The organism is Paenibacillus timonensis (assembly GCF_022427145.1).
GTDB lineage: Bacteria > Bacillota > Bacilli > Paenibacillales > Paenibacillaceae > Fontibacillus > Fontibacillus timonensis.
This window is the reverse complement of sequence record NZ_JAKSXN010000018.1, coordinates 68,871-85,897: the sequence shown is the minus strand read 5'-3', so window position 1 is coordinate 85,897 and position 17,027 is coordinate 68,871. Positions and strand designations below refer to the sequence as shown.

The following is a 17,027-nucleotide window of genomic DNA, read 5'->3' as shown; positions in this document are numbered from 1 at the left end:
AAATAAAAAACGTGCCGCTGCAAATGCAGCAACACGTCGTCTTCAAGTGATCCACGGGCGTATTTCCATTGCCTGACTTCGTTCCGTTAAGAGCGATTCACCGCCAACGGCTCGGCCTTTCGCAGTTCGGCGTTTAACGTCGCGGCGTCGCGGACCGCGCGAGCGTCCTTCAGCACCTCGCCTGGCTTGCTGCCTTTCCCGATCACATACCCGGCAAAAGACAAGCCCACGAAATCAAACGTATATTGCAGTTGCTGAATGAGCGGCAACGCTTTGATTCGCGGATTGTCTCCGCCGACCACGACGGCATACGCGGTTTTGGACGCCATCCGCTCCTTGAAATCGAAGCGGACATCGCGAAGACTTTGCGACCAGCGATCGATGAAGTTTTTCATCAAGCCGGATGCTCCGTACCAATACACCGGCGTGGCGAAGATCAGAACATCATGCTCCAGTACCAGTTGGATCAGCTCGTCGTAATCGTCGTCCACCGGGTCGAAGCGGCCCTCTTCGTGCCGTTGATCGCGGATCGGCTTGATTTCCTTCTCCCGCAGTACGATATTCGTATAGGGTATCCCCTCTAATACCAGCCGCGTTAGATCCTCCGTGTTTCCTCCGTTCCTTGCACTTCCCTGAATGACTGCGATTCGCATTCCTGCACTCCCTTTCCGATTTCTCAAGCGAAACTTCCCGAAATTACGCCTACTTATTGTTATACGACAGGCACCCCATATTATGCCAATCTTAAAAAGTTTATGGCGGTTTTTCGCGAAACGTGCAGGGGGTTGTCTAGTGGTGGGCAGGCAGGACGACGCCAGGCCCCGCAATAAGCGCTTACATGGGCGTGCCGTCAAGCTTTTTTCTATAGCACCCCCCAGGAGTTTCCCGAAGTTCAAGTCGCCGCCCCGACTTCCAGACGAGGAACCGGCCCGACCAAGGTCCAGTTCACAAACCGTCCCCAGCCCGTTATGCCCCGGCGCCATTCCCGCTAGAATAAAGACATGAACAACGGATAACGAGTTCGTAAAGATCGAAACTTTGACTCCCAATGATCCTATGACATGAAAAATAAATGAAAGCGAGTGGTTTGTCATGAGAAAACTATATCGTTCGGCAACGGATAAGCAAGTAAGCGGCCTGTGCGGCGGTCTGGCCCAATGGCTCGGAGTCGACTCCACGGTCGTGCGGCTGGTGGCCGTCGTCGCGGTATTCTTCAGCTTCGGCTCGGTCGTCGCTTTGTACCTGATCGCCAGCCTGGTCGTACCAAAGGAACCGATCGGGAGCTACAGCTACGATGATCCGTTTTCCCCGTTTTAATCTGTGAAGGATTGCAAACCTTACCCTATTGAACCTAAAAGGAGAGATTCGAATGAGCAGCGTATTTGATCGCATTGCCAATCTGGCCAAAGCTTCGATTCACGAAGTATTAAACAAACTGGAAGACCCGGTCCTGATGACCGGCCAATACTTACGCAACCTGGAAGACGACATCGCCGCCGCCGAGAAAATGATCAAGGAGCAGCAAATGACCGCCACTGTCCAGGACCGGAAGAGCGCAGACATCGCCCATCTTGCCAAACAAAGCGAAATTCGCGCGTTAACCGCCCTGGAGCAAGGCGATGAAGTGACGGCGCGTCACGCGGCCGCGGAGAAAATCCGTTACGAGGAACAAGCGCAGCAGTACGCCAAGGAAGCTCAGGAGGCGCGCGACCGCGTAGCCGAGCTGGAGATTCGTCTCGCGGAAGGCAAAGCGGAGTTCGCCCGCTTGAAGGAGAAACGCAACGAGCTGGCGGCCCGTGCCCGCAAGGCCCAAGTGAAAGCCGAAGCCGAGCGGCCGAACTTCAGCCGCGGCATCGAAAGCGGCGCAGCGGCGCGAGGCTTCGAGCGAATGGAAGAGAAAATTCTGAACTGGGAAGCCCAGCAGGAAGTCTCCGCCAGCTACGGGAAAACGTCCGGCATCGCGGATGCGGGCAGCGCCCAATCCACCGCCGTGAACGAAGAGCTGGAACGCCTAAAGGAGCAATTGTCGAACCGGCATGCCTGAGCCGTTGATATAGCGAACCCGCCCGATGAATCCCATCGGGCGGGTTTTGGTTTAGGCCAGCGCAGCCCCCAGCTTCCTTATTTTCTCCAACCATTTCAAACGCGTCGATTCCTGAGAGGACGAGACCATGTTAAACTCCGTAATGCGTACCGTCTTGATGCCGCAGTATCCCAAGATATTGCTTTTCATCACCCGGTGCCCCGCCCGTTTATAGAACCAGCGATTGTACCAGGACGGCGTATCCATGGTCACGATCAGATGGGCGGTTTTCCCCTTGAGGAGTTTATCCCAAAGCAAAGAGTTCGGTTGATGTTTGTAGGCAAACCCGGGTAAGAAGACGCGGTCGAAAAACCCCTTCAGAACCGCCGGCATCGTCCCCCACCACGTCGGATACACCAGAACCAGATGATCCGCCCAGCCAATCATCTCCTGCGCTTCCCTCAATTCCTCCTCCAGCTCCGTTCTTTGGCGATACCCGTATTTTAAATTCGGATCGAAAGCGATTTGGCTTAGGTCGATTTCCCGGACCTTTGCACCGGCTTGGGATGCCGCGGCATCCCGGTACGCGTCAGCCAAAGCGGCGCAAAAAGCCTCGGGGTCGGGGTGTCCGTTGATGACTAAAATATTCATGACGATGTCCTCCTTAAATTTAAGCTTCCGGTGTTCTCAACTTGCGAAGAATGGTATCTTAAGCATAAAGCGAACATCCAGGCGGCAAAATGATCGATCGCGTAAAAATATTGCGGATTCGCGCAAAGGAGTGAGGCGGTTCATGGATCCCCTTGGTTTTGCGGTATCTATCGTGTACCCCATTCGCAAAGCTATCGCCAGAAAGGGGCTCGATTTTGAATATTTGTGTCAACAGGCGGAATTCGATATCCGCCGTTTAAGCGATGTAGAAGCCCGAATCAGCGAAGCGGAGCTGGAACGGCTGAACCTGGCGGCAGCCAACTACATGGAGGATATGAACTTCGGCTTGCATCAAGGACAACTCACCGATCCCGCGGATCTGGGTATCCTTGGTTATGTCATGATGCATTCGGAACGCATCCTGGACGCGCTCCAGGCTTATCAACGTTACCACGTCCTACTGTGCAGCGGGTATAACCTCGATTGGGAGGAACAAGGAAACGATTTGCTCCTACGGATTCGCAGGCCCCATTCGCTTCCCATCTCCCGCCAGTGCTTGGATGATATGGTGAGTTCGGTGTACCACCTGCTGCATCGGATGAGCCAGCGGCCGATCTTGCTTCGCGAGCTGCAGTTCACCTATCCCGCTCCGGAGGATCTCAGCGCTTATCGATCGTTGTTTGGGATTAAACCCGTGTTTGGCGGCGAAGAAGCATCTATGCGGATGGACCGGGAAGTGCTGCAATACCCGATCCTGTATTCCGATCCGAGGCTGCTGAAATCTTTTGAGGCGATTGCGGAGGAAATCAAGACAAAGCTGATGCGCGGAAAGCAATGGTCCGACCAACTCCGAGAATGGATGTTGTCCTGCCTGCCCGGCTATTTCCCCACTCTGCAGCAATCGGCGGAGGCGTTAGCGGTGAGCCCGAGATCGCTGCAACTGAAGTTAAGCGAGGAAGGAACCTCTTACCAGCAATTATCGGCAAGCCTACGCATGGAGATGGCGAAGGCCTATCTCAAGCAGCAAGAATATTCCTCGAGCGACATCGCCTATTTACTGCATTATTCCGAACCCAGCGCCTTTCACAATGCCTTCAAGAAATGGACGGGATTCACTCCGGGACAATACCGGGCGAAAGCGCTCAGAACGGTTTAGACGTAAAAAAGATCCCGGCAAGAACGTCCTCTTGCCGGGATCTTTATGTGAAATACGTTTATTTGCCGTCCTTGCCGGCTTTGAATACTTCGCTGATGGCGCCGAGGCTTCCCAGCGTTTCGATCGCATTGGACGGGATGAACACCTTGTTCGCCGGTCCTTTAGCCACTTCCTTCAAGGCTTCGAAGGACTGGTACGCCAAGACCGCTTCGTTCAGGGCAGCGTCGCGCAGCATTTCGATCCGCGCCTTTTCGGCGGCAGCGACCGACTCAATCGCTTTCGCTTCCCCAAGCGCTTCGAGCTCCTGGGCTTGACGGAAGCCTTCGGCTTCGCGAATCCGCGCTTCCTTGTCGCCTTCCGCTTTCAGGATCTTGCTTTGCTTGTCGCCTTCCGCGCGCAGGATCATATCCTGCTTGGCGGCTTCAGCCTCGAGCACGATCGCCCGCTTGTTCCGCTCGGCCTTCATTTGTTTGTCCATCGCTTCTTGGATATCCACCGGCGGCCGGATGTCGAGCACTTCCACCCGCTCGATCCGTACGCCCCATTTCTCGGTCGCTTCGTCCAACGCGGTCCGGATATCCGTCGAGATCTTCTCCCGGCCGGACAACGTTTCGTCCAGCTCCATTTTACCGATGATTTGGCGCAGCGTTGCTGTCGTAATGTTCCGTACCCCGTAGACAAAATCGGAAATGCCGTACGTCGCTTGCTCCGGATTCACAACCTGATAGAAAATAATCGTGTCGATCTGAACTTGAACGTTATCCTTGGTAATGACGGTTTGCGGCGGCACATTGGTCTGTTGGATCCGCAAATCATGATACGTCCGCACCTGATCGATGACCGGGATCAGCACGTTAAGCCCCGGCGTCAGCAAGCGGTTGAATTTACCGAGCCGTTCGACGACTCCCACCCGTTGCTGCGGCACGATTTTGACCGTCAGCGAGATAAAGACGACGACAACGACGACAATGACCGCAATAATTGCCCATTGCATTAAGAAATTTCCTCCCATCGTTCTACTTCGATAATTGTACTGCCTCGCTCCAGCACCCGGACCTTCTCGTCCCTGCCGATCGGGACGGTCGCCGTAGCGCTCCACGAATCTCCCCCAACCTTCACGATGCCGTATTGCCCGGGTTCAATCGGTTCCACGACAATGCCTTGCTTCCCTACCAGTTCGGTACCGATATCCTTAAAACCTTTTGCTGCGCGAAATTTTCTGGAAAGCGGCTTCGTAAACACCGTCAGGACTAAAGCGACCAGACAGCCCGCAGCAACCTGCCAGAAGTAAGCTTCGGGGGCCACCAAAGCCACGACTGCTGCGACCAGCGAACCGATGCAGAGCCATAGCAGGTAAAAAGTCATCGTCATCATCTCAAGCACGAATAAGATTCCGGCGACGATGAGCCAAATTGCCCACATTTCCATCCCCCTGTTGCACCACCTTTCAGCATTATAATTATTTATACGGTGAACATACCAAAAAGTATCAAGGAATGATATGGATTTGCAAAAAAAGCACTCCGGCCGTGTGGCCGGGGTGCTTGGTGAAGCCCAAAAGGGCTCTTGCTCTGTGATTTATCGGTAAAAAGCCAACAGCTGGAACACCGACGTATTGCTATCCACCGCTTCTTCATTTCCGTATTCGAAGGACAGGACGACGTAGAGCCGCTCGGCTCCTTGCAAAGCCGCGGCGAAGTTCTTGACTTCGGCCAACGTCCCTCGAAGATTTACCCGCATCAACATCTCGGTGAATCCCGCGGCAGTGAGGTCCTCAGCTCCATTCGGCAGTCCGGCAACCGAGCTCCCATTCAAGGTCGAGGAATCTCCCGTCGGCGTGGTCTCGGATGCAGCAGCCGTCTGGGCGCCGACCCCCGGTTCCTCGAAGACGACCTCCTGAATCTTCGCGCCAGAGGATTTCGCCGCTTGCTCCAAGTCAAGCAATATCCCTTCCCGGTCAGGTTCGCCAGGTACCGCTGCCTCCCGCTTGGCCGTGTCGGCCGAAGCGCCCTCCGCCGCAAGATCCGCCCGTTTGGCGTCCACGATCGCCTGGGTCTTTTGCAGAAACAGCCGTTTCTCTTCGTGGTCGGACTCTAGGTTCGCGGATTTCTCCACTTCTGGCCTGTAGCCCAAGAAATAAAACGATCCCGCCGCCAGCATCACCAGCGCGGCAACCAGCATCCAGCGGGCTCCGGCCGTTCCGGAGCGATGTTCGGTCTTCACTCGCCGTCACCCGCCTGTTCCGCCGTTCCCGGCCTCAGTTCAAACGTGCCGATATATCCCCGGCCCTGCAGCTCCTTCACCGATTGAATCAGCTCCCCGCTTAGGTCCGGCTGTTCACGGAGTGCGGAGGAATAAGCGCTGGCTTGGCTTAAGCTGGTAAACAGGCAGGTCCAGGCCAAACCGGTCTCGCTTAACCGGACGGTTTCCAGCGTGCTGCCGGTGGGAAGCGGAGCTTCCAGGCTGCCGATCAGCGCCTTGACATCCGGCCGCTGCCCGCTCAGCTTCTCGATCATCTCGATGCCCGCGGCGCCGATTCCCGAGGTCCCCAAGCTTTGCAGCTCCCTTTGCAGCTCGGCCTGCTGCCGCTCCGTTTCGGTGATCGACGTTTTCCATGCGGTAGCATCCTCTTGAACGCCCCAATACGCGTATCCAAGGTAGGCACAGATGCCAAGCCCGGCAAGCAGCAGCAAGATCGGGAGAAGGACTCCAGCTGATGCCGGGCGTGGTTTGGGAGGGAGCAAATTGATATCGATCATCGGCTTTCCGCTCCCTTCATAGCAAGGCCGAGGGCAATCGCATAACTGCCTTGGTCGGCCATTTCCTGTCCGGCAAAGTAGGGAGACAGGTCCACCTCGGACACGCTCACCTGATCAAAGGCCGCCGACAACTGCCGGGCAATCTCCGGCTTGTCCGGCGCGGCGCCGGCGATCACGATGCTTTGCACCCGTTCATGTCCTTCATGCAGCGTATACTCGTAAAAATTCATGATCCGGGTCACCGAGGAGACGATCTCCCCATACCTCCACGTGTTCAGCTTGTCGCCGGACACCGGTTCCAAAGGAAACGTGCGCACGAAATCAGGCAACCCATGGTGGTACGTGTAGACCTCGGCTTCTTTGGCCTTGAAATTGATCGCCATCACATTGCTGGACTCGCCGAGCAGGCGCTGCCCCCGGAGAATCCGCGAGAGCGCAATCGTAGCCAAATCGACGGCTTCCAGACGAAGTCCGGCCTGCTCCAGCGACGATACCAGCTCCTGGATGACCGGACGCGGCACGGCGGCAACGAACGTCAGCAGCGCCTCCTCCGGGTCGCGGCTCTCCATCCAATGGTAATCGATCACCGGGTCCTCGAACGGCAGGCGGATGCTGCCTTCGATCTCCAGCTCGGTTACGCGCCGCTGCTGTCTTTTGCTTACCTTGGGAACGTGGAGCAATCGGATAAACGACTGGGAGGTAGGCGCGGCCAAGCGAACTTTCTTCCCGGCAAGTCCCCGGCGGTTCACCCAGCGTTTCACCATGTCGGTTAATCCGGTCACGTCGGGAACCCCGTCCTCGTTCAGATCGGCATCTACCGGCAGCAAGCCGGCCCGTTCCACGGTACCGCGTTTGGGGTTGTATTTGACGTATCGGATGCCATCCTCATCGATCGTGATGCCGATGTGGGCCGGCCGCCGGCTCATTAAAAAGGAATGACGTTTTGCAGATACCAATGGATGATCTCCTTTCCATACATGTAAACCACCAGGGTGCCGATCGCCAAAAAGGGACCAAACGCCAGCGTCTGGCCGCGGCTTCTGCGGCCCCGCGCCAGTTGCAGCAGACCGGCGGTCGCGCCGGCCGCGCTGGCCAGAAACAAGGCCAAGAGCACGCCGGGAAAGCCGACGACCCAGCCGAAGACGGTCAGCAGCTTCACGTCGCCCATCCCCATCCCCTTCCCGGAGGTGAGGAGGGCGATCAGCAGCAGCAGACCACCGCCGCCAAGCGCGCCCAGCGCTTGGCTCCACAGCGGGACGCCGCCCCCCAGCGGGGCGGCGACAAGCAGCACGGCGCCGAAGCCCATGACGGCGCCGTTGGGGATGATATGCGCGGTCAGGTCGGTGACCGCGCATATCACGGCCAGGGCGGTCAGCACCAGGCCGACCGCCCATGCGCCCGATGCACCGAACTGCAGGTGCATCAGCGCGAACAGCGCCGCCGTCGCGAGGGCGGCGGCGAGGTCTCCGGCCCGGCGCAGCCGGCCGGAGGCGGGGGCGGCAGCGGCGCTGGCGTCAGCCGCGCCGCTCACGGGCTCGCCCGCGGCGGCCGCTTCGCGCGCCGCTGGGCCTGCGGCTTCGCCGCCAACGGCGCGCAGCATCCCGCGCCGCGCCGCCAGCCGGCGCCCGTACCGCGCCAGGGCCGGCCCCAAGGCCAGCCCGGCGGCAAAATTCAGCGCCGTCAGGAGCCACGTCGTTTCCATCTGCTTTAAGAACCCGGGGTTGATGTGGCGGTAGTTTTTACCGTCCCCGGCTCACCCTTCTTGATCTGGGCAGATGTAAAGTTAACGGTCTCTCCGTCTGTAACCACCAACGTGACAACCGGACTGGTCGTAGAGTTGATGTTGTCGAGATTAACCACAGTCGTAGCCTTAACCAAGTCTTTACCTGACTTTGGATCGGTAACGCCATCTTGCAGGTATTTGCCTGATATTAACTGGTCCAAAGTATGCGTTCCTTTAATTTCCCCGTCCGTCGTTGCGATCGATCTCAGTTTTGCCGCCTCTAGCAATTGGTTCGCCGTTGCGGATCGGGCATTCTCCTTCGTATCGTCCAGTAACCCCGTAATCAACGGCACCGCAATGGCGGCGATGACGCCGATGATCACGATAACGGCCAGCAATTCGACGAGCGTAATCCCCTTTTCTTCCTTGCGCAAACGCTGAAAACGTTGGATAAGTGCTGTCATGATTGATTAACCTCCTTAAATAATTCGTATCCATTCAACCCGAGATCAACTAATATTTCGGTATAAGCTAAGCATCGGGATCATCACCGAAGCGACGATGAAACCCACTACGCCGGCCAGCAAAAGGATCATCACCGGCTCGATCAGCTGCTTCAGTTTGTCCACGGTGTTCTCCACGTCGCGTTCATAAAAATCCGCCACCTTGGCCAGCATCGCATCGATCGAGCCCGTCTCCTCGCCAACCCGGATCATCTGGGTCACCAGCGGCGGAAACACCCACGACTGGCGCAGCGGCTCGGACAGCGGGCGGCCTTGGCGGAGCGAGGCCTGGCACTCCCGCAGCGTGGCTCCGATCACCCGGTTGCCCACCGCCTTCTCCACGATGGCCAAGGCTTGAAGCACCGGCACCGCACTGGCGAACAGCGAGGACAACGTCCGCGTCAACTGGGCGATCGCGCTTTTCCGATTCAGTATCCCGAACACGGGGGCCTTGAGCTTGATATAATCCCAGGCATACGCTCCGCGCTCCCACCTTAGCAGCAGGTAAACCGCGGCCACCGCCGCCAAGGCGATCAACAGCCAAACGATCCAATGCTGTTCCAGGCTGCGGCTGAGGGAAAGCGTAAACTTCGTGATCGCGGGCAGATCCCCGCCTAGCTGGGCGAACATCGTCTGAAACCGCGGAATCATGAATTTCAGCAAAAAAATGATGACAAACACGGCCATCACGCTGACGATCAGCGGATAGGTCATCGCCGACTTCACTTTTTCCCGCGTGACATGTGCTTTTTCGAAATACACGGCCAGCCGCTCCAGCGTCTCCTCCATGCTGCCCGCCTCTTCCCCCGCACGGATCATCTGCACGAAGATCGTCGGAAAGATCCGCGGGTACGCCGAAATCGCTCCGGAGAACGTACTCCCCTTGCGGAGCTCGGCCGCCACCTCGGCCAGCGTCTTCTTCAAAGCTTTGCTTTCGGATTGCTCCGCCAGAATGGCGGTGGCCTCGACGATGGAGATGCCCGCTTTGATCATCGTGGCAAACTGCCGGCAAAATACGACGAACTGCTCGTTTTTAACCGGATTACCCAGGTAAAACTCCTTATTCCAAACGGTCTCGCGCTTCTCGCGCAGACCCGTTACAACGATTTGCTGCCTCTTTAATTCGGCAAGCGCGGTGGACCGGTCAGGGGCCTGCAATGCCCCTTTGCGTTGTTTCCCCACCCCATCCTTGCCCTGATATACGTATTGGGGCATCTGGCATCTGTCCTTCCGCTTCTCGCATCTGTCTTCGCGCCACCCATGAATCAGAGGGAGCTTTCCGTCAAGTACGGCCGGGCCGAAGCTTCATCAACCGCGCCCTGCCGCAGCAGCTCGCGCAGGCTCATCTCCAGCGTGTGCATTCCAAGCTGGAAGTTCGTTTGCATCACGCTTTTGATCTGGTGCACCTTCTCCGAACGGATCAGATTGCCCACCGCCGGCGGATTGAGCAGCAATTCCGTTGCGCACACGCGCCCTTTCCCGCTGCGGGACGGCAGCAGTCGCTGCGATAAAATCGCCAATAGCACCGAGGCGAGCTGAATGCGGATCTGCCCCTGCTGGGCCGGCGGAAAAGCGTCGATAATCCGATCGATCGTCTGCGGCGCATCGGCCGTATGCAGGGTGGCAAAAACGAGATGGCCGGTTTCGGCGGCCGTGATCGCCGTTCGGATCGTTTCGGGATCACGCATCTCGCCGACCAGAATGATATCCGGGTCTTGGCGAAGCGCTGCCCGGAGCCCATTATCGAACGAGAGCGTATCCAATCCCACCTCCCGCTGATTGATGATCGACTTGTCATGGCGATGCAGGTATTCGATCGGGTCTTCCAGCGTGACGATATGCTTACGCTGCGTATGGTTGATATGGTCGATCAACGAAGCCAAGGTCGTCGATTTCCCGCTTCCGGTCGGGCCGGTGACGAGAAACAAGCCTTGCGGCTTCTGGGCCAGCTTCAACAGCACCGGCGGCAAATTCAACGTCTCGAAGGCCGGAACCAGAGGCGAGATGACCCTTGCCGCGATACTGATCGAACCCCGTTGCCGGAATACGTTGATGCGGAACCGGGAGATGCCCGGCAGGCCGTAAGAGAAATCCAGCTCCCCTTGCTCCGCGAATTTCTTGTACTGCGCCGGGCTCATCAGCTCTTGCACGATCCGCTCCAGCGTGGACGGCGACAGCAGCTCCTCGCCTAGCGCCCGAAGCGACCCGTCGATCCGCAGCACCGGCGGCGAGTTCACCGTCACGTGCAAGTCGGATGCGCCGGCGCCAAATGCCTGCTTCAGCAGGCCGTTAAACGTCTCGTCCGTTACGATCAATTCCTGATTCATCGTTCTTCCTCTTCCACTTCGCGGATGATTTCCTGCAGGGTGGTTTGTCCTTCCAGCGCCTTTTGGATCCCGTCGGCAAACAGCGTCGTCATCCCTTGATCCTTCGCCATCCGGCGCAACTCATGGATCGATCGGCCGCCTACGATCGCGGAACGCAGGTCATCGCTGATCAGCAGCGCTTCATGCACCGCCATCCGGCCGCGGTAGCCGGTTTTGCCGCAGGTGCCGCAGCCGTTGCCGCGGTACAGCTTGTCCGTATGAATACCGAGCCGCTCCAGGTAAATCGTTTCCTGCCGATCCGGCACATAGGATGTTTTGCAGTCCGGGCAGATGCAGCGCACCAGCCGCTGGGCTACGATCCCGAGCAGGGACGAGGCAATCAGGTACGGTTCGATTCCCATATCGCGCAGCCGGACGACCGTGCTCACCGCATCGTTGGTATGTAAAGTCGAAAATACGAGATGGCCGGTTAATGAAGCCCGGATCGCAATCTCCGCCGTTTCCAGGTCGCGGATTTCTCCCACCATGATAATGTTGGGATCCTGACGCAGGATGGAGCGCAGCCCTCTGGCAAACGTCAACCCTGCCGCCGGATGGACCTGCATTTGGTTCACGCCGTCCAGCATGTACTCGACCGGATCTTCGACCGTAATGATATTCGTTTCCTCCCGGTTTAAGTGCTGCAATGCCGAATACAGGGTTGTCGTTTTCCCGCTCCCCGTCGGTCCGGTCAGCAGGACCATGCCGTGCTGCTTCTCGATCATGCGCCGGAACAGGCTTAACGTCGACTCCGTCATGCCCAGCTTGTCCAAGCCCTTCACGCCGTCAGCAAGGTCGAGCAACCTCATGACGATCTTTTCCCCATGCACGGTTGGCAGGGATGACAAGCGAATATCGATGGGTTTGCCATCCACCAGCATCTTGATCCGGCCGTCCTGAGGCAACCGCCGTTCGGCGATGTTCAAATTGCCCAGAATCTTCAGCCTGGCGATAATGACGCCTTGCATCGACTTCGGAACAGTCCGCTCGTTGCGCAGCTGTCCATCGATCCGGTAGCGGATCGCCAACTGCGTCTCCATCGGGTCGACGTGAATATCGCTTGCGCCAAGGCGCACCGCCTGCTCGATCATTTGTTGCACCAACCGGACGACGGGCGAATCTTCGCCCAAGATCACCGAATCTTCAACGTCGATTTGAGCGGCACCGGTTCCGAGATCCTTGATCATTTCGTTCATGGAGTCCTGCAGGCCGTACAAGCGGGCAATCCCCCGCTGCAGCTCGCCCCGCGAAATAATCGCCGGTTCGATCGTAAAGCCGGTGCTCATTCGAAGATCGTCGATGACGAACAAGTCCAGGGGGTCGGCCATCGCAACCATCAGCTTGCGCCCGTCCACGCGGATCGGGAGAACTTGATACCGTCTGGCCATTTGCTCCGGAATGACCTGGCTTAATTTGGCATCGATTTGAAACCTTGACAAGGTGACATGCGGGATGCCAAGCTGAAATTCCAACACTTCGATGAGCTGGTGCTCCGTAAGGACGCCTTGCGCCAGCAGCACGTCGCCGAGTTTTTTCTTGGTGCGCTGCTGTTCCTCCAAAGCGGTTTGCAGCTGCGGTTCCGTGATGATTCCGGATTCCAGTAGAAGTTCACCCAACCTTTTTTTGATCGTGTACATGGTTCACCTCATCACTGTCGGAGTTTTTATGCAATTTGAAAATTTTAGGTGCTGAAAAACGCGGATCAACGACGTTAGTTCCAAAGACCCATTCTTCTAAATCAGGTCAATTGATAGATTACGAGAAAATAAATTAATAACTTCAATTTAATAACGATTATATACCTTTCGTAAAAACGATGCTATCATTTTTATAGTAAAATATACCTAGAATACATAGCTCGACAGGACTCTCCATCGACCAACAAGACTCAACATTTTCTATACTGTTCGAAAGCGAGTGGATGGTCATGAAAACCGCTTTAAGACAAAAAAGAACTCCCCTTCGGCAAGCGTTCGCGCGGGAAGAAGGCCTGACGCTGCTCGAAGTGGCCCTTGCTCTAGTCATTCTCTCGATCGTCAGCTTATACTTTTTATCCTATTTTTCGAACAGCGCCTCGCAGAGCAAGCTGACGAACCAGCGTCTGTCCGCGACCCATTTGGCCAACGCCCGGCTCCACGAGATCCAGTCGATGGAGTTCTCGCAGCTGCAGACCCTGGCCAGCCGCCCTCCGGGAACGTTGCCCGATACGACCAAGGACATCTACCTCCTAAAAACCGAGGTCAGTGACCATAATTCAAAATATATCTCGAATCCCGACATCTTGTATATCACCGTAACGGTCTATTGGCTACCCGATCCGTCCCAGGGGTCCGGCAAGTATAGGCACAACGTCTCGATCACGGGCGCCGTCAAGAAGAACTATGCGGCCGCTGCTGGGGGGAGTTTGCCATGAAGCATCGGATGCGGCGGATTCGCCGGGAAGACGGAATCACGCTGGTGGAGCTGCTGGCTGCCTTGGCTTTATCCGGGTTACTGGTCATTTTAGTGTCGACTGTGCTGACTACGTCACTGTTCGCTTTTGGCCGGGTCAACCATGAAACGCAGTTGCGCAATGAAGCAATCACGCTAAGCTCCGCGCTTCAGGCCAAATTGAGAAACGCCGTGTCGATCTCGATCGTCGGTAACTCTACTCAATTTCAGGCCGAGGTGGTCACCGACGCGCTTACGGAATCAACCAAGACGATCCGCGTCCAGCTGAACGGGGGGCAGCTTCTCCTTGACGGTGTCCGATTCAGCGATGAAACGCTGGATTTGTCCGGCACCACTTTTTCCAAGGGACCCCACGATTTGCTGATCAACCTGCGGGTAGCGTTGAAGGAGGATCCGAAGGTGGAGCCGATCTATCTGTTCGTTTCGATTAAACTGTTATCGTGAGGTGCTTAAGGGATGAAAGGACGAAGACAAACCGCTTTCCGACAAGAGCAAGGTTATGCCTTAATCTCCGTGCTGCTGCTGGTTGCCGTACTGTTCGTGATTGGCACTCTGGTCATGCAGGCGGTAACGAACTCCCAAGGCATGGTGAACGTCTCCGAAGATATCGTCTCTGCCCAGGCCGACGGCGAAACGAAGCTGCTGATTAAGCTCTCCGAACTCCGGGCGGCCGTGATGGCGCTGAAAGAGAAGGACAAGGTAACGCTGGACGACGTCAAAGCCGCTGCAGCCAAATACGTGGAGCCAGGCACAGTGACCTTGGACAAGGAGAACCAGCGATACGTGGCGATTGTTAAAGCCGACGGGGTATCGGACCAGGTTACGCAAACGTATCGGCGCAGGGTCGAGATTATTTTGAATGATTCTCCGGATGATCCGAACCAGCCGGGATCCGGTGGAAGCGAATTTGCACTCGTCAGCCGTGAAAATGTGGAGCTAAATGGAAAAACGACGGTTATCGGGAATGTGTTTGCCAAATCGGGACTAAATAACAACGGAGCAGACGTTCAGGGGAAAATTCTAGCTCCAAACTATCCGAAAGTTGACTTGGCTCCGCCCAGCCAGGTAGACATTGCCGCTATCATACAGGAGGTTAGAGTTGAAGCCGAGAACGCTAAAAACGCTTTGCTTAAGAGCAATCCTAACCCGCAGGAGTTAACGCTAAAAAGCGGAACCCAAACCATCGAGCACTCGGCAGTTTTCAGTAATGTAACACTGCAAAACGGCTCCCGATTATCGGTAAATGGGGACCTGGTGATCACGGGCACCGTCAATATGCATAATGACAACACCATCCTGGCTACCGGAAATATTTACATCATGGGCTCCGTAGCATCGTCCAAATGTCCATTGATTCAAGCATCCGACAAAATTTGGATCGGCGGAGCCGGTAATTTTAATGAACCTCATAATGAAGGCATCACGCTGATCGGGGACTTGTATGTTGGCGGTTCTCTGGATTTTCACACGAAGTTGACGGCCGGAGTGATTTACGTTGGCGGACACACAAATGGCAAGATACGGGACGATAGTCGATTCGCGTTGTACTCTGATTATGATATTGTCATCGATAACAACTCCAACTCCTCTTCGCTGACCGGACATGTATATTCAAATAAAAGAATTAATGTGAACGGGAACAGCGGTCTGGTCATTCGGGCATCTGGCTCGAGTGGACCTATAGTGAACCCGGACAAGCCCACGGATATCGTGATTAACGAAGACGCAACAACGATCAATTAACGACGAACAAACCGGCCGCTATAAAGGCCGGTTTGTTCGTTATTGCTGTAACCTTTCTACTTCAAAGACTCTGCGATCCGGATCAATTCGCTCTCGTCTAGCCCTTTGGCGATCAGGTCAAACATCACCCCATCCGCCTCCCAGGCGATCGAGTTCCCATTCACGATCACCGCATCCGCATCGCCGACCTGGGTTTTCTTTATCTCGTCCTGCGTAGAGCTGGCATACGCGGTTTCTTCATCAGCGAGCCGTTGTTGGAAATAGATTTCGTTCCCGGTACCCGCATTGGCAAAATACAGGCTCATGTATTTCGGACTCGCGTTCCCCTGTTCATCGAGGTATTGCTCAGCCCGGCTGAACGCGTAACCTTCCGGCAAATACGCCGGCAACTTCACCCGGAAGTCGGTGGAATTACTCAAGGCATCCGGGTTGGTCAGCGTAAGAATCCCTTCCTTGGCCTCAGCCTCCGCTTGTGCCTTGGTCACGATTTCCTTGTTCGCGAATCCGGCGATCTCTTCCCCCTCCGCCGTATACAGCGGACCCGTATGCGAGTTCAACTCATAAACGGGCTTGCCGTCCTTCGTAAACACCTTGCCCTGCAAAGCTTCCGGCAACGGGGCAGAGGCCTCCTCCGAAGGCGTTTCAACCTGAAAAACGGTAATATGACCTAAGGTTACGGTGGAGATGATCCGGTCCAGGATCCCGCTGGCAAACGACGAAGGCGCAAATCCGATCCCGATCACCAGGGCTAACGCCGCGGCAACGGCAACGCCACCGGCTACCTTGCGACCGGTAAGACCGCGGGCGGAACGCCGGGTGGCGGCCTGACCCGAGATCCGTTGCTTCACCGCCTCTTTATGGGCTCCCGCGCCCAAGTCGGCTGCGGCAAGCATACCTCCAAAAGCAAGCAACCCTTTATCCTCTCCGGTCTGGTTCGCGGGATTCTCCCGCCCTTCCAGCAGAGCATCCAAATCAGCTTCAAACCGGCGGTATTGGTCTTGGTTATCCATGTTCATTCTCCCTTTCGAGATCCATCTTTAATTTTTTCGTGGCGCGAAACAACGTCACGCCGACATGACTTTCATTCAATCCCGTGAACTCGGCGATCTGGACATTTTTCATGCCCGCTCCGTATTTGAGCGCTAGAATATGCCGCTCCAGGGGCTTTAACGTTTGCAAGGCTAGGTTCAATTCCGTTTCCGCTTCCCGGATGAGGGTCCGATCCTCCGGTCCTTGCTCTCGGGAGGCCGACTCTTTGAACAGATCCAGGGAAAACAGCTTCCACTTATGTTGCCTGCGGTAATAATCGTTGACCGTATTGCGGGCTATGGCGATCAACCATACCTCGAACGGGGAGCGGTTTGCCCGGAAGGTGCGATATCGGGTCAGCACTTTCTCAAAGACCTGGCTGGTCAAGTCCTCTGCCGTATATTCGCAGTCCACCCGGAAGCGGATATATTTGAAAATTCGGGTATAGTAGGTTTCGAAAATCACCTCAAAGTCCGTTTCGGCCGAAACGGCGATCCGCTCTTTCTGATCCCGCTTGTCCTGTTCCTTAACGGTTGGAAACAGCGCGCGCTGCTGCAGCATGTTTCTTCCCCTCCTTTCTCCAAGGGACGGATTTCTTGAGGCCGCTTCCTCCGCGCGGCAGG

The 17,027-nt window shown here is 56.2% G+C and carries 20 protein-coding genes; 6 read left to right on the top strand and 14 right to left on the bottom strand.

The genetic code is table 11. The features are described 5' to 3' along the window. Positions 1-86: 86 nt before the first annotated feature. A complete protein-coding gene (locus MJ257_RS09320; RefSeq protein WP_240268994.1) occupies positions 87-653 on the bottom strand; it encodes a flavodoxin family protein in 567 nt (188 codons plus the stop codon). Between the two features lie 439 nt (positions 654-1,092). Between MJ257_RS09320 and MJ257_RS09315 the strand changes: the two genes are divergently transcribed. Together MJ257_RS09315 and MJ257_RS09310 are read left to right on the top strand one after the other, a co-directional pair. Further along, a complete protein-coding gene (locus MJ257_RS09315; protein ID WP_240268993.1) occupies positions 1,093-1,317 on the top strand; it encodes a PspC domain-containing protein in 225 nt (74 codons plus the stop codon). Between the two features lie 52 nt (positions 1,318-1,369). Beyond that, positions 1,370-2,044 (top strand): PspA/IM30 family protein, encoded by a 675-nt coding sequence (locus MJ257_RS09310; RefSeq protein ID WP_240268992.1) that lies wholly within the window; start codon positions 1,370-1,372, stop codon positions 2,042-2,044. Positions 2,045-2,095: 51 nt separating this feature from the next. On the opposite strand, the gene MJ257_RS09305 is transcribed toward MJ257_RS09310, so the two are convergent. Continuing rightward, a complete protein-coding gene (locus MJ257_RS09305) occupies positions 2,096-2,674 on the bottom strand; it encodes an NAD(P)H-dependent oxidoreductase (protein WP_240268991.1) in 579 nt (192 codons plus the stop codon). 142 nt (positions 2,675-2,816) lie between these two features. On the opposite strand from MJ257_RS09305, the gene MJ257_RS09300 reads away from it, so the two are divergent. Then, positions 2,817-3,830 (top strand): AraC family transcriptional regulator, encoded by a 1,014-nt coding sequence (locus MJ257_RS09300; RefSeq protein WP_240268990.1) that lies wholly within the window; start codon positions 2,817-2,819, stop codon positions 3,828-3,830. Between the two features lie 58 nt (positions 3,831-3,888). Here MJ257_RS09300 and MJ257_RS09295 read toward each other — a convergent pair whose 3' ends face one another. The 10 genes from MJ257_RS09295 to MJ257_RS09250 form a co-directional block, all read right to left on the bottom strand. Next, complete coding sequence (locus MJ257_RS09295) at positions 3,889-4,824, bottom strand: SPFH domain-containing protein (protein ID WP_059042285.1); 936 nt, start codon at positions 4,822-4,824, stop codon at positions 3,889-3,891. Then, the gene (locus MJ257_RS09290) at positions 4,824-5,258 is read right to left on the bottom strand and encodes an NfeD family protein (protein ID WP_240268989.1); all 435 of its coding nucleotides are present in this window, start codon (positions 5,256-5,258) and stop codon (positions 4,824-4,826) included. Before MJ257_RS09290 ends, MJ257_RS09295 begins: the two co-directional genes overlap by 1 nt. 150 nt (positions 5,259-5,408) lie before the next feature. Continuing rightward, positions 5,409-6,053 (bottom strand): hypothetical protein, encoded by a 645-nt coding sequence (locus MJ257_RS09285; protein ID WP_240268988.1) that lies wholly within the window; start codon positions 6,051-6,053, stop codon positions 5,409-5,411. Next, positions 6,050-6,589 (bottom strand): PilN family protein, encoded by a 540-nt coding sequence (locus MJ257_RS09280; RefSeq protein WP_240268987.1) that lies wholly within the window; start codon positions 6,587-6,589, stop codon positions 6,050-6,052. Before MJ257_RS09280 ends, MJ257_RS09285 begins: the two co-directional genes overlap by 4 nt. Continuing rightward, the gene (gene pilM / locus MJ257_RS09275) at positions 6,586-7,545 is read right to left on the bottom strand and encodes a type IV pilus biogenesis protein PilM (protein ID WP_240268986.1); all 960 of its coding nucleotides are present in this window, start codon (positions 7,543-7,545) and stop codon (positions 6,586-6,588) included. Before pilM ends, MJ257_RS09280 begins: the two co-directional genes overlap by 4 nt. Continuing rightward, positions 7,515-8,291: a prepilin peptidase gene (locus tag MJ257_RS09270; protein WP_240268985.1), complete on the bottom strand. Its 777-nt coding sequence runs from the start codon at positions 8,289-8,291 to the stop codon at positions 7,515-7,517. Before MJ257_RS09270 ends, pilM begins: the two co-directional genes overlap by 31 nt. Before the next feature lie 5 nt (positions 8,292-8,296). Continuing rightward, positions 8,297-8,776 carry a prepilin-type N-terminal cleavage/methylation domain-containing protein gene (locus tag MJ257_RS09265; protein WP_240268984.1) on the bottom strand — a complete coding sequence of 160 codons (480 nt, stop codon included), beginning with the start codon at positions 8,774-8,776 and terminating at the stop codon, positions 8,297-8,299. 45 nt (positions 8,777-8,821) lie between these two features. Next, positions 8,822-10,030, bottom strand: coding sequence for a type II secretion system F family protein (locus MJ257_RS09260; RefSeq protein WP_240268983.1), 1,209 nt, complete (start codon positions 10,028-10,030; stop codon positions 8,822-8,824). Between the two features lie 50 nt (positions 10,031-10,080). Then, entirely contained in the window at positions 10,081-11,142 is a 1,062-nt protein-coding gene (locus tag MJ257_RS09255; protein ID WP_240268982.1) for a type IV pilus twitching motility protein PilT, read from the bottom strand. Further along, the gene (locus tag MJ257_RS09250) at positions 11,139-12,818 is read right to left on the bottom strand and encodes a GspE/PulE family protein (RefSeq protein WP_240268981.1); all 1,680 of its coding nucleotides are present in this window, start codon (positions 12,816-12,818) and stop codon (positions 11,139-11,141) included. Before MJ257_RS09250 ends, MJ257_RS09255 begins: the two co-directional genes overlap by 4 nt. 290 nt (positions 12,819-13,108) lie before the next feature. Here MJ257_RS09250 and MJ257_RS09245 point away from each other — a divergent pair, with 290 nt between their 5' ends. The 3 genes from MJ257_RS09245 to MJ257_RS09235 are packed head-to-tail and all read left to right on the top strand — an operon-like array spanning position 13,109 to position 15,375. Next, positions 13,109-13,594: a type IV pilus modification PilV family protein gene (locus tag MJ257_RS09245; protein WP_240268980.1), complete on the top strand. Its 486-nt coding sequence runs from the start codon at positions 13,109-13,111 to the stop codon at positions 13,592-13,594. Next, positions 13,591-14,076 carry a prepilin-type N-terminal cleavage/methylation domain-containing protein gene (locus MJ257_RS09240; protein WP_240268979.1) on the top strand — a complete coding sequence of 162 codons (486 nt, stop codon included), beginning with the start codon at positions 13,591-13,593 and terminating at the stop codon, positions 14,074-14,076. The genes MJ257_RS09245 and MJ257_RS09240 overlap by 4 nt, the downstream gene beginning before the upstream one ends. A 12-nt stretch (positions 14,077-14,088) precedes the next feature. After that, positions 14,089-15,375 carry a septum site-determining protein MinC gene (locus MJ257_RS09235; protein WP_240268978.1) on the top strand — a complete coding sequence of 429 codons (1,287 nt, stop codon included), beginning with the start codon at positions 14,089-14,091 and terminating at the stop codon, positions 15,373-15,375. 56 nt (positions 15,376-15,431) lie between these two features. Here MJ257_RS09235 and MJ257_RS09230 read toward each other — a convergent pair whose 3' ends face one another. Next, on the bottom strand, positions 15,432-16,385 hold the full coding sequence (locus MJ257_RS09230; RefSeq protein WP_240268977.1) for a DUF4367 domain-containing protein: 954 nt from the start codon (positions 16,383-16,385) through the stop codon (positions 15,432-15,434). Then, positions 16,378-16,965: a sigma-70 family RNA polymerase sigma factor gene (locus tag MJ257_RS09225; RefSeq protein ID WP_240268976.1), complete on the bottom strand. Its 588-nt coding sequence runs from the start codon at positions 16,963-16,965 to the stop codon at positions 16,378-16,380. Before MJ257_RS09225 ends, MJ257_RS09230 begins: the two co-directional genes overlap by 8 nt. Positions 16,966-17,027: the final 62 nt, after the last annotated feature.